The organism is Micromonospora sp. ANENR4 (assembly GCF_015354395.1).
Lineage (GTDB): Bacteria > Actinomycetota > Actinomycetes > Mycobacteriales > Micromonosporaceae > Micromonospora > Micromonospora aurantiaca.
The window spans coordinates 140,548-153,106 of sequence record NZ_JADKYQ010000008.1 but is presented as its reverse complement, the minus strand read 5'-3'; the positions used below and the strand labels follow the sequence as shown (position 1 = coordinate 153,106).

Annotated in this window: 10 protein-coding genes; 6 read left to right on the top strand and 4 right to left on the bottom strand. The window is 75.0% G+C overall.

The window, feature by feature from the left end:
- Positions 1-102: 102 nt before the first annotated feature.
- Together IRY44_RS15900 and IRY44_RS15895 are read left to right on the top strand one after the other, a co-directional pair.
- A complete protein-coding gene (locus IRY44_RS15900) occupies positions 103-915 on the top strand; it encodes an SAM-dependent methyltransferase (RefSeq protein WP_194801297.1) in 813 nt (270 codons plus the stop codon).
- A 76-nt stretch (positions 916-991) separates the two neighbouring features.
- Positions 992-2,668: a bifunctional diguanylate cyclase/phosphodiesterase gene (locus IRY44_RS15895; RefSeq protein ID WP_228532242.1), complete on the top strand. Its 1,677-nt coding sequence runs from the start codon at positions 992-994 to the stop codon at positions 2,666-2,668.
- A 96-nt stretch (positions 2,669-2,764) separates the two neighbouring features.
- Here the strand turns inward: IRY44_RS15895 and IRY44_RS15890 are convergent, their stop codons facing one another.
- The 4 genes from IRY44_RS15890 to IRY44_RS15875 form a co-directional block, all read right to left on the bottom strand.
- Positions 2,765-3,889, bottom strand: coding sequence for a glycosyltransferase family 4 protein (locus IRY44_RS15890; protein ID WP_194801168.1), 1,125 nt, complete (start codon positions 3,887-3,889; stop codon positions 2,765-2,767).
- Positions 3,886-5,145, bottom strand: a complete 1,260-nt coding sequence (locus IRY44_RS15885; protein ID WP_194801167.1) for a M48 family metallopeptidase — start codon at positions 5,143-5,145, stop codon at positions 3,886-3,888. Before IRY44_RS15885 ends, IRY44_RS15890 begins: the two co-directional genes overlap by 4 nt.
- Positions 5,146-5,489: 344 nt before the next feature.
- Positions 5,490-5,714: a hypothetical protein gene (locus IRY44_RS15880; RefSeq protein WP_194801166.1), complete on the bottom strand. Its 225-nt coding sequence runs from the start codon at positions 5,712-5,714 to the stop codon at positions 5,490-5,492.
- 208 nt (positions 5,715-5,922) lie between these two features.
- Positions 5,923-7,320 (bottom strand): NYN domain-containing protein, encoded by a 1,398-nt coding sequence (locus tag IRY44_RS15875; protein ID WP_194801165.1) that lies wholly within the window; start codon positions 7,318-7,320, stop codon positions 5,923-5,925.
- A 127-nt stretch (positions 7,321-7,447) separates the two neighbouring features.
- Between IRY44_RS15875 and IRY44_RS15870 the strand changes: the two genes are divergently transcribed.
- The 4 genes from IRY44_RS15870 (at position 7,448) to IRY44_RS15855 (ending at position 12,558) form a co-directional block, all read left to right on the top strand.
- Positions 7,448-9,202, top strand: coding sequence for a DEDD exonuclease domain-containing protein (locus IRY44_RS15870; RefSeq protein WP_145823167.1), 1,755 nt, complete (start codon positions 7,448-7,450; stop codon positions 9,200-9,202).
- 129 nt (positions 9,203-9,331) lie between these two features.
- Positions 9,332-11,119 (top strand): bifunctional (p)ppGpp synthetase/guanosine-3',5'-bis(diphosphate) 3'-pyrophosphohydrolase, encoded by a 1,788-nt coding sequence (locus tag IRY44_RS15865; protein WP_194801296.1) that lies wholly within the window; start codon positions 9,332-9,334, stop codon positions 11,117-11,119.
- Between the two features lie 39 nt (positions 11,120-11,158).
- On the top strand, positions 11,159-11,686 hold the full coding sequence (locus tag IRY44_RS15860) for an NUDIX hydrolase (RefSeq protein ID WP_194801164.1): 528 nt from the start codon (positions 11,159-11,161) through the stop codon (positions 11,684-11,686).
- The gene (locus IRY44_RS15855) at positions 11,683-12,558 is read left to right on the top strand and encodes an NTP transferase domain-containing protein (protein WP_194801163.1); all 876 of its coding nucleotides are present in this window, start codon (positions 11,683-11,685) and stop codon (positions 12,556-12,558) included. The genes IRY44_RS15860 and IRY44_RS15855 overlap by 4 nt, the downstream gene beginning before the upstream one ends.
- Position 12,559 lies beyond the last annotated feature (1 nt).

Below are 12,559 nucleotides of genomic sequence, written 5' to 3'. Positions count from 1 at the left end.
CAGTGACGGCGGTCTTTGCAGCGCGACGGCGGAGGGGCAGAATACCCGGGTGATCCGCGCGGCGGTGACGACCGCGTGTCGCCGACACCCGAGGGGCAGGACATGCAGCGGCCGGACTGGGCACCCGAGACGATCGACATCGAGCGCCCCAGCGTCGCCCGCATGTACGACTACTACCTCGGCGGCTCGCACAACTTCGCGGCCGACCGGGCGGCCGCCCGCGCGATGGTGGAGGCGGTGCCGGAGGCGCCGCTGATGGCGCAGGCCAACCGCGCGTTCCTGCGCCGGGCGGTGCAGTACCTCGCCCAGGCCGGCATCCGCCAGTTCCTCGACATCGGCTCCGGCATCCCGACCGTCGGCAACGTGCACGAGATCGCCCAGCGGATCGACAGGGACTCGCGCGTGGTCTACGTCGACGTGGACCCGGTGGCGGTGGCGCACAGCCAGGAGATCCTGGCCGGAAACGAGAACGCCACAGTGCTGCAGGAGGACCTGCGCAACCCGGAGGCGATCCTGTCCCACCCGGAGGTCACCCGGCTGCTGGACTTCACCCGGCCGGTCGCCGTGATGATCGTGGCGGTGCTGCACTTCGTCCCGGACGCCGACCGCCCCGAGGAGATCCTGCGGACGCTGCGCGGAGCGCTGGCACCCGGCAGCCACCTGGTGCTCTCCCAGGCCAGCGAGGAGGGCCGCGACGGCACCGGCGAGCGGGCCGAGGCGGAGCGGGTCTACCGGCGTACCGACAGCCAGCTCTGGATCCGCAGCCGGGCCGAGATGACCGCGCTGTTCGACGGCTTCGAGCTGGTCGACCCGGGTGTGGTGTGGGTGCCGCAGTGGCGGCCGGACTCCCCCGACCAGGCGGAGAACGCCGAACGGGCCGTGTTCATGGGCGGGGTCGGGCGGCTCGGTGGGTGACGACGCGACCCGCAGCAGGCCCGGCGTTTTCGCCCGGGCCTGGGCCAAGGCGGTGTCCGGCACCAGCTACCTGCCGATGACCCAGTCGCAGCTGGAGGAGATGCTGCAACGGCTCACCGACCGGCTGGCCCAGGCGCTGCGCGCCGAGCCGTTCGACCTGCGGATCGGCCAGCAGGTCGGCGCGGAGCTGGTGCAGGCGCACATCGCCTCCGCGGAGGGGCTGGGCCGCACCGTCGAGGTCATCCAGCTGCGCCTGGTCCGCGACCTCGACCTGGTCGTCGACGACGTCGAGGACCGGATGGCGCGGCTGCTCGCCACCGTCGCCACCGGGTACGCCCGCGCCCTGCGCGACCGCACGCTGGACGAGCAGGAGTCCATCCGCCGGGCCGCCATGATGGCCCGGGCGCAGGCGGAACGGGCGCTGCGCGACAGCGAGGCCCGGTTCCGGCACCAGGCCACCCACGACCCGCTCACCGGCCTGCCGAACCGCACGCTGTTCACCGAACGGCTGACCGCCGCGATCACCGCGCCCGGACGGGGCGCCGACCGGGTCGGCGTCTGCTTCCTCGACCTGGACCGGTTCAAGGTCGTGAACGACTCCCTCGGCCACCAGATCGGCGACTCGCTGCTGGTGACGGTGGCCCAGCGCCTGCACCGGGCGCTCGGCGAACACCTGGTGGCCCGGCTCGGCGGCGACGAGTTCGTGATCCTGGTCGAGCGCAGCGCCGGCACCGACGACGCGGTGAAGGTCGCCGAGACGGCGCTCGCCGCGGTACGCGAGCCGGCGCTCGTCGACGGCCACGAGCTGGCCGTGTCCGCGAGCATCGGCATCGTGGAGCGCCCGGTCGCGGGCACCTCGCCGATGGACCTGATGCGCGCGGCCGACAGCACCCTGCACTGGGCCAAGGCCGCCGGCGGAGCCCGCTGGTCGCTGTTCGACGCCGACCGCAACCGCCGCGAGCTGGCCCGGTACGCGCTGTCCGCGGCGATCCCCGCCGCGCTGGACCGGGGCGAGTTCTACCTCGACTACCAGCCGCTGACGTCGCTGCGCGACGGGCGGGTGCTCGGCATGGAGGCGCTGGTGCGGTGGCGTCACCCGGAACTGGGCGTGCTGCGGCCGGACAGCTTCATCCCGCTGGCCGAGGAGACCGGGCTGATCGTCCGGCTCGGCAGCTGGGTGCTGGCCGAGGCGTGCCGCGAGGCGGGCACCTGGCCCGGCGTGGACGGCGACGCGCCGTTCGTCAGCGTCAACCTCGCCGTACGGCAGTTGCACCGCACCGACCTGGTGACCGAGGTACGCGGTGTGCTCGGGCGCACCGGCCTGCCGCCGCACCGGCTGCAACTGGAGATCACCGAGAGCACCATGATGAGCACCGTGGTCGAGCCGGTACGCGCGCTACGGGTGCTCGGTGACCTCGGGGTCCGGGTCGCCATCGACGACTTCGGCACCGGTTACTGCAACCTCGCGTACCTGCGGGACCTGCCGGTCGACGAGCTGAAGGTGGCGGGCGAGTTCGTGACCGGCCTGCGCGCCCCGGGCAGTCGTACCGACGAGCGGATCCTCGCCTCGCTCGTCTCGCTGGCGCACGCGCTGGACCTGACGGTCACCGCCGAGGGCGTGGAGACGGCCGACCAGGCCGACCGGCTGCGCACGATCGGCTGCGACGCCGGCCAGGGCTGGCACTTCGGCCGCCCCGGACCGGCCGCGCCGCACCTGGGCCGGGTGCCCGCCCACGTCGACGCGGCCTCCTGACGCGGCCGTCGCCTGACCCGGCCGCCGCCTGACCGGGCCGGCCCGCGGTGCCCTGATCCGGCTGGCACGCGGGCTCCTGGTCCGGCTGGCATGCGGTCAGCCGGCCAGCAGGGCGGCCATCCGCTGCGCCTGCGTCTCCCAGCGCCACTCCCGCTCCACCCAGGCGCGGCCGGCCGCGCCGAACTGCCGGGCCAGATCCCGGTCGGCGAGCAGCGTGGCCACCCGGTCGGCGAGCTGGGCCACGTCCCGGCCGCCGACCACGTACCCGGTCTCCCCCTCGCGGACCGCGTCCGGGGCCCCGCCGGAGTCCCCGGCCACCACCGGCAGCCCGGTCGCGCTCGCCTCCAGGTAGACGATCCCGAGGCCCTCCACGTCCAGGCCCCGGTTGCGGGTGCGGCACGGCATCGCGTAGACGTCGCCGGCCGCGTAGTGCGCGGGCAGTTCGGCCGAGGGCACCGAGCCGGTGAAGACCACGTCGCGTTCCAGCCCGGTCTGCCGGGCCAGCTTCTCCAGCGTCGAGCGGTACGGGCCGCCGCCCACCACGAGCAGCGCGGCGTCGGGCACCCGGCGGCGGATCTCCGGCAGCGCGCGGATCAGCATGTCCTGGCCCTTACGGGGCACCAGCCGCGACACGCACACCACCACCGGCCGGTCGGCCAGCCCGAGCCGCGACCGGACGCGCCCGCCGTCGACGTCCGGGTGGTAGGTGTCCACGTCCACGCCGGGCGCGAGCCGCCGCAGCTCGGTCAGCCCGTCCAGCACGCGGGTCAGCCGCGCCCTGGTGTACTCGCCGAGGTAGGTGGTCACGTCCACGCCCCGCCCGATCCGGCGCAGCGCCGACCGGGCGCCTGGGAGCGCCGCCCAGCCGACCTCGTGCCCGTGGGTCAGCGCCACCGCCCGGCGGATCCCGGCCCGCCGCCGCAGGCCAGCGGCGAGCAGCCCCAGCGGGGCCGCCGCGCCGAACCACACGGTGTCGCAGTCGTACGCGCGCGCCAGCCGCGCCGCCCGCCGGGCGATCAGCGGCGTGGGCAGCAGCACCCGGGTCCGCTCCCGGACCACCTCGAACGGCTGGTCGGCGTCGAACTTCTCCGCCCCGCGCCAGCTCGACGCGTACACCACCACCGAGCCGGGCTGCTGGCGCACGGCGAGGTTGTGGACGAACGACTGGATGCCGCCGGGGCGCGGCGGGAAGTCGTTGGTGATCAGCAAGGTGCGGCTCATCGGCCGGACTCCCTGGCGTAGGCGCGGGCGGCGGCCATCCGCTCCACGGTGGACGGGTGGGTCGCCGACCAGAGGCGCTCCCAGCGCGGCGGGTCCGGGTCGGCCAGGTTGACCCCGGCCAGTCGTCGCTGCATCGCCTCGAACGTCGCCGGGTCGCCGGTGAGTGCCAGCGCGTGGGCGTCGGCGCGGGCCTCGATCCGGCGCGAGACCAGCGCCTGCGCCGGGGTGGCGAGCAGCCCGGCGACCGTGACCAGCGCGATCAGCAGCGGGAACGCCCGCGGATGGGCGATCGAGTCGACGCCGGCGAGCCGCAGCAGCGGCGTCCACGAGCCGATCAGGTAGAGCGCCACCACGGCGGCGGCGGCGCCGAGCGCGCCGAGCACCGTGCCGGTCCACACGTCCCGGTCCTTGGCGTGCCCCAGCTCGTGGGCGACCACGCTCGTCACCTCGGCCGGTTCCGCCTCGCGCAGCAGCGTGTCGTAGACGACCACCCGCCGGGTCGGGCCGAGCCCGGAGACGTACGCGTTCACCGCACTGGTACGCCGGGACGCGTCGGCGACGAGCACGTCGCGCACCGGCACGCCGTCCCGGGCGGCCATCGCGGTCAGCTCGGTGCGCAGCGGACCCGGCTCCATCGGGGTGAACCGGTTGAACACCGGCTCGACCAGCACCGGCAGCACGAACGACAGCACCACCACAAGGGCCGCCGCTCCGGCCGCGCCGAACGCCCACCACCAGCGCGGGGCGAGCCGCACCACCGTGTAGAAGCCGAGCAGGACCAGCGCGCCGATCACCGCGCTGACCGCGTACGACTTGAGCAGGTCGACGGCCCAGCCGCCCCAGCTCTGGGTGCTCAGCCCGTAGCGGACAAGCACGGTGCGGCGCCAGGCCGCGAACGGCAGCGTGAGCAGGTCGGCGAGGAACATGACGGCCAGCCCGCCGAGCACTGCCTGCGCGACCCAGTGCCCGCCGAAGGGCCGGCCGACCAGTTCGACCAGGCGCCCGCCCAGCGGGGTCAGCCCGAGCAGCAACGCCACCACCAGCCCGACCGCAAGCGCCGACCAGGCCGCCGGGCGCAGCGCGCCGTGGAAGGCCCGGCCCCGGGTCACCTGCTCGGCCGGGAGGTCACGCAGTGCCGCGAGCTGGTCGGCGCGGGGCGCCGGCGGGCGGCTCCACGGCACCAGCAGCACCACCGCCACGAGCAGCGCGACCACCAGGCCGCCCAGGGTCAGCAGCGCCCAGGCGCGCGGGGTCACCGCCCCATCCCGCCGTCGTGCCCGGTCCGCGTCATCCCGCCCCCTCCCGCCGTGACCGCTCATCCTATTGCCCGGCCGCGCAAGCGGGACCGCCGTGCCCGCCACGCGGTCCCGCCCGCCCCGCCCCGCGCGCGCGGCCCCAGCCCACCCGCGCGCCGATCTCGGAGTTGTGGCGGCTGACAAACGTGACTACCCGGACATCCTGGGCACCACAACTCCAAGATCGATGGCCCTTGCCGGGCTGGGGACGAGAAGGTGGACGGGGTGATCCCGACGGACGCCTCGAGCACCCCGGGGCGGCCCTCCTTCAGCGGCAGGCGGAAGCCGGCGGGCAGCGGGCAGCGTCAGGCGACCCGGCGACGACGGCCGGGGCGGCGGGGCATCGGCGCCGGCGCCTCGGCGGGCGCCGACGGCAGCACGTCCACCTCGAAGCCGGCCCGCGCGAACACCTCGATCGCCCGGTGCTCGGCCGGGCCCAGGTCGGCCGGGTCGGAGTCGAGCAGTGCGGTCACCAGGCAGCCGGAGCAGCCGGCGCCGCGGTTGCCGCAGGTGTCGCAGTCGATCAGCATCAACGCCTCCTGACGGGTCGCCGGTGGCGCTCGGGGAAGGAACCACCACCGTCGGTCACCAGGACGCTAACGCCCCGGTACGACAGAACCGGACAACGAGGCAGCAGCCGCCGCGAAGCAGAACCAGTACGCCGAAGTGGCGCGATCAGCACGCGTCCGACCCCACCACTCCCCCGATCTGGAGTCGATCAAGGGGGAGAGAGAAGGCTCAGGACCGGGCCAGGCGCCGCAGCAGCGAGTCGGCGCCCAGCGGGTACGCACCGTGCCGGCGTACCCCGTCGGCGACCTCGCGGTCCGAGGAGACCACCACCACCGGCCGGCCGGCCGGCTCGGCGCGGACCAGCCGGCGGATCAGCTCGTCGGCGGTCTCGCCCTTGCGGGAGAACAGCACCCGCACGCCGCGCGGCGCCGGGGGCAGTCCGTGGATCCGCTCGGCGCCGTCGAACACGACTGTGACCTCGTCCCCGGTCTGCGCGGCGATCCCGCCCAGCCCGGTGATCAGCCGCTTGCGCTGCTGCTCCAGCGACATCTCGCCGAAGCCTCGCTTCGTCACGTTGTAGCCGTCCACGACGAGGTGCGCCCGCGGCAGCGCGAGCAACTGGTCGAGGCGGGCCGGGTCGTCGGTGTCACGGGCCCGCGTCGACGGGCCGGCCTGGGCGGCACCCGGCTGCTCGGCGAACGCGTCGGCGACGAAGTCGGCGGGGAGCTTGTCCACCGGGTCGAGCGCCAGCTCGCGGCGCAGCCCCACGGCGGCCTGGCCGATCGTCTCCAGCAGCAGCCACAGCCGCGCGTCGTCGACCGAGCGGGCCTCCTTGGCGCTGGCCCGGGCCACGCCTGCGGCGGCCTCCGCCTCGGCCAGCCGGGCCCGGGCGCGGCGCAGCTCGGCGTCCGCGTCGGCGGCGGCACGGGCCGCCCGTCCCCGCTCGGTGGCGAGCATCTCGGTGGCCTTGCGCTCGCGGGCCTGGGTCTCCCGCAGGGTACGGGTCAGCTGGCGGGCCTCCTCGCGGAGCTGACCCAGCTCCTCCCGGACCCGGGCCAGCTCGTCGCGCAGCTTCTCCGCCTCGACCCGGGCCACCGCGCGGTCGTGCTCGGCGCGGGCGGCCCGCTGTTCGGCCTCGCGGACCAGTTCGGCCACGACCGCGCTGTCCGCCTCGGCGCGTACCGCCTCGCCGCTGGCCTCGATCAGGTCCCGCCAGCCGCGGGGCCGGGCCAGGTAGGCCAGGGCGGCCACCTCGACCGGGTCGGCGGCGGCCGGTGCGGTGCCGTCGACCACCGCCGCACCGAGGTCGCCGGCGTCGGCGAGCACCCGGGCGGTGATCCGCTGCCGGAACAGCGGGTCGGCGGTGAGCTGGGCGGCGATCGCGGGCGCGCCGAGGCGGGCACGACGGTTGGGGGCGAACTTGGCGACCCGCCGCAGCGGCACCGGCACCTCGTCGGCGGGCAGGCCGGGCAGCACGGCGGCGGTCAGCGTGACGATCCGTTGCCGGACCGGCTCGGGCAGCACCGGCTCGGGCTCGATCGCCGGTGGCGCGTCCTCATCGGCGGGCACGCCGACCACCGGCTCCTCCACGGAGGAGTGGTCGTCGTACGGCTCGCTGAGGGGCATGAGGCAAGTCTCCCACCCCGAACGGGCCCACCGCCCGGTGAGTGAGCCGATCTCTCATCGTACCCCCGTGGTATCTCCTGGGGCCGCAGTGACGGGAGTGTCGGACCGTGCCGCTAGCGTCCCGCGGGTGACACGAGCGGAGTACGTCCAGGAGTCGCTGGCCGGCCTGGACCCGGCGGGCAGCGGCGTCGACCCGGCGCTGCCGCTCTACGCGACCACCTTCGTGGTGGTCGACCTGGAGACCACCGGCGGCGCTCCGGACGGCGGCGGGATCACCGAGATCGGCGCGGTGAAGGTGCGCGGCGGCGAGGAGCTGGGCGTGCTCGCCACGCTCGTCAACCCGGGCGTGCCGATCCCGCCGTTCATCACCGTGCTCACCGGCATCACCCAGGCCATGCTGCTGCCCGCCCCGCCGATCGAGCAGGTGCTCCCGAGCTTCCTGGAGTTCATCAGCGACGCCGTGCTCGTCGCCCACAACGCGCCGTACGACGTGGGCTTCCTCAAGGCGGCCTGCGCGAAGCACGGCTACCGCTGGCCCAACCCCCGCGTGCTGGACACGGCCGCGCTGGCCCGGCGGGTGCTCACCCGCGACGAGGTGCCCAACCGCAAGCTGGGCACGCTCGCCGCCTACTTCCGCACCGCGACCCAGCCCACCCACCGGGCGCTCGACGACGCCAAGGCCACCGTCGACGTGCTGCACGGGCTGATCGGCCGCCTCGGTGGGCACCGGGTCGGCACGGTCGGCGAGGCGATCGAGTTCGCCCGCGCGGTCACCCCCACCCAGCGCCGCAAGCGGCACCTCGCCGACGGGCTGCCGAAGGTGCCGGGCGTCTACATCTTCCGGGCCGCCGACGACCGGCCGCTCTACGTCGGCACGTCCGGTGACATCGCCACCCGGGTCCGCAGCTACTTCACCGCCGCGGAGAAGCGGGCCCGGATCTCCGAGATGCTCGCCGCCGCCGAGCGGGTGGAGGCGGTCGAGTGCGCCCACTCGCTGGAGGCCGAGGTCCGCGAGCTGCGGCTGATCGCGGCGCACGCGCCGCCGTACAACCGCCGGTCGAAGTATCCGGAGCGCCAGGTGTGGCTGAAGCTCACCGACGAGGCGTACCCCCGGTTGTCGATCGTGCGCGACATCGCGCCCACCGACACCGCCTACCTGGGGCCGTTCCGGTCCCGGCAGGCGGCGGAGCTGGCCGCCGCCGGCTTCCACGACGCGGTGCCGCTGCGGCAGTGCACGCACCGGCTCTCCCGGCGCACCACCATGCCGGCCTGCGCGCTGGCCGAGCTGGGTCGCTGCCCGGCGCCCTGCGAGCACCGGATCACCCCCGAGGAGTACGACGACGCGGCGGCGACCCCGTTCCGCACCGCCACCAGCGACGACCCCGGTGTGGTGGTGGACGCGCTGCTCGCCCGCATCGAGGTGCTGTCGGCCGCCCGGCGGTACGAGGAGGCGGCGGTGGTGCGCGGCCGGCTGGTGGCGGTGCTGCGCGCGGCGGTCCGGATGCAGCGGCTGGCCGCGTTGACCGGCATCGCCGAGCTGGCCGCCGCCCGCCCGGCCGCCCGGGGTGGCTGGGAGCTGGCGCTGGTGCGGCACGGCCGGCTCGCCGGGGCCGGGGTGTCCCCGCCGGGTGTCCATCCGCGACCCACGATCGCGGCGATCCGGGCCACCGCCGAGACGGTGCTGCCCGGGCACGGCCCGGTGCCGGCCGCCACCGCCGAGGAGACCGAGCGGATCCTGTCCTGGTTGGAACGACCGGAGACCCGGCTGGTCGAGACGACAGACGGGTGGGCCTCGCCGGTGGCCGGCGCGGGGCGTTTCCGCGACCTGCTGACGAAGGCGGAGAACGGCGGATCCGCCAAACTCTCGACCGAACGCTCATGACCAACTGACCGATCGGACTACCTCGACTCCCTTAGTCTGTTAAAGGAGTGCAGACCTGCCCGATTCGCGGGCTCTGCTCCCGGCCGCCGGTCCCCGGTGGCCGAGGGCCGGGGTGAGGAGGTGTCCCAGGTGGACGTCGACGCCGGACACGGCGCCGCCCTGGGTGGCGCGCTCCCTGCCCAGGGCGAACTACCGCTCACCCGCCGCCTGCGTTCCCTGCTCACCTGGCCCACTGCCGACGGCGACCCGGTCACCACACTGGTCCGCGCCCATCGCGGCATCCACGCGAGCGCCGACGCCTCGGTACTGCGCCGGGCCTACACGATCGCCGAGAACATGCACCGCGGCCAGTTCCGCAAGAGCGGCGAGCCGTACATCACCCACCCGCTGGCGGTGGCGCAGATCTGCGCCGACCTCGGCATGGACACCATCACGCTGGTCGCCGCGCTGCTGCACGACACGGTGGAGGACACCCGCTACACGCTCCAGGCGCTCCAGGAGGACTTCGGCCGCGAGGTCGCCCACCTGGTCGACGGCGTGACCAAGTTCGACAAGGCGTTCTACGGCAAGGCCGCCGAGGCGGAGACCGTCCGCAAGATGATCGTGGCGGCCGGCAAGGACGTCCGGGTGCTGGTGATCAAGCTGGCGGACCGGCTGCACAACATGCGGACGCTCGGCGTACGCTCGGCCGCCTCCCGGGAGCGGATCGCCCGCAAGACCCAGGAGGTGCTGGTCCCGCTCTGCGACCGGCTGGGCATCCAGACCCTCAAACGCGAACTGGACGACGTGGTGCTGCTGCACCTGCGGCCGGAGGAGCACGCGCGGATCGCCCGGTTCGTGCACGACCGGCCCGGCTGGGACGCCTACCTGGCCGACGTGGTGGCGCGCACCCGGGCGGCGTTGCGCCGCAACCGGGTCGACGCCGACGTCTCCCCCCGCCCCCGGCACCTCTACTCGATCTGGAAGGACACCGTCGCCGGCGACCACGCCGCCCCGTTCGACCTGCCCCGCATCGCGATCGTGGTGGACGGTCCGGCGACCGACTGTTACGCCGCTCTGGGCGCCGTGCACGGGCTGTGGCGGCCGGTGCCGGGCCGGTTCAAGGACTTCATCGCCTCCCCGAAGAACAACCTCTACCGATCCCTGCACACGAGTGTCTGCGGCCCGCAGGACCGCACCGTCGAGGTGCTGATCCGCACCACCGAGATGCACCGCTCCGCGGAGTACGGCGTAGCCGCCCACTACCGGTTCCCCCGGGCCGCGGGCCGGGGCGCCGACCGGGCGGACGAGCTGGCCTGGCTGCGCCGGGTGCTCGACTGGGAGCAGGAGACGGTCGACCCGACCCAGTTCATGGAGTCGCTGCGCTGCGACCTGTCCGAGGCGCAGATCCAGGTGGTGGCCGACGGGCGGCAGGTCGTGCTGCCGGCCGGGGCCACGCCGGTCGACCTCGCGTACGAGCTGGGCACCGAGCGCGGCGACCACTGCCTGGCCGCCCGGATCAACGGCCGGCTGGCACCGCTCTCCTCGGAACTGGAGGAGGGCGACGTGGTGGAGATCTTCACCGAGAACGACGCGGAGAGCGGCTTCGAGGCGGACGTGGCCCCGCGCGGCCCGCGCCGGGAGTGGCTGGGCTTCGTGAAGTCCCCGCACGCCCAGATGCAGATCAACCGCTGGTTCGCCGAGCACACCGAGCCGGGCATCTCGATCGCCGACAAGGTCCGGCTCGGCCGGGCCTCGATCGGCCTGGCGTTGCGCAAGCACAACCGGGGCCTGGCCAGCGACCTGCCGCTGCTGCGGCTGTCCGAGGAACTGGGCTACCCCGACCTGGAGACGCTGCTGGTGGCGGTCTTCGACCGCACCGTCGAGCCGGACACGGTGGTCCAGCAGTTGATCGATCTGGTCGACCACAGGCAGTAGACGGAGCCGGTCCGCGCCGGGACCACTAGCCTGGACGACATGATCCCCCGCGCGCGTGCCACCGGACGGGCCCTCGGCTACCAGATCTTCTACCGGCTTCCGGTCCCGCTGCGGCGGCGGCTGGTCCGGCTGGCCGTACCGAAGTACGTCGTCGGCGCGGTCACGCTGGTCAAGGACACGGAGGCCACCGGCGCGGGCCGGATCCTGCTGCTGCGCCAGCCGCCCGGCTACAGCTGGACGCTCCCGGCCGGGCTGCTGCAACGCGGCGAGGCCCCGGTGGTGGGCGCCGCCCGCGAGCTGTACGAGGAATCAGGCGTCCGCCTGTCCCCCGACGCGCTGCGCCCGGCGGTGCCGAACGCGGTGGTGCACGCCAAGGGCTGGGTCGACGTCGTCTTCGAGGCCGAGGTGCCGGCGTCGACCACCGAGCTGAAGGTGGACGGCGCCGAGGTGTTCGAGGCCGCCTTCCATCCGCTCGACGACCTGCCCCGGCTCAGCCGCGCCACCGCCAACCTGCTCGGCTACTACGGCATCGGCCCGCGCGCCGGCGAACACCCACCGGCCGCGTGAGCACCCCGTACGCGGGCACCGCGGCACCGGGGGTCGAGGTGTGCGCGGTGGTGCTTGCAGCGGGTGAGGGCACCCGGCTGCGCCCGCTCACCGAGCGGGTACCCAAGGCGCTCTGCCCGGTCGGGAACGTCCCGTTGCTGGACCGGGCGCTGGCCCGGCTGGCCGGGCTGGGTCTGACCGGCCCGGAGCGGGTCGCGGTGAACGCCTGCTACCTGGGCGACCAGGTGGTCGCGCGGGTCGGCGGACGGGCCCACCTGTCGGTCGAGCCGGACGCCCCGCTGGGCACCGCCGGGGGCGTGGGCCGGCTGCGGGACTGGATCGACGGCCGGGGCGTGCTGGTCGGCAACGCCGACGCGTACCTGTCCGACCCGCAGGCCCCGCCCGGCCCGGACATCGCCGCGCTGCTGGACGGGTGGGACGGGCACGGCGTACGCCTGCTCGGCCGGCCCGCCGACGACCCGCACGCCCCCGGAACCTTCGACGGCCACGAGTTCGTGGGTTTCTCGCTGCTGCCGTGGCGGCTGGTCCGCGACCTGCCGGCCACGTTCGGCGACCTGGTCCGGGCGGTGTGGCGGCCCGCGGAGGCCGCCGGGGCGCTCACCGTCGTGCCCTACCGAGGCACGTTCTACGACACCGGCACCCCGGCCGACTACCTGGCCGCCAACCTGCACGCGGCCGGCCCGGACGGGCTGGTGGACCCGGCGGCGACGGTGACCGGCCGGGTCACCGGCTCGGTGGTCGGCGCCGGGGCGCTGGTGCACGGCGACGTGGACCGGTCGGTGGTGTGGCCCGGCGCGAGCGTCGCGGCCGGGGAACGCCTGCGCGAGGTGATCCGGGCCGGTGACGACCTGACCGTCCCGGCGGCGCGGTGAG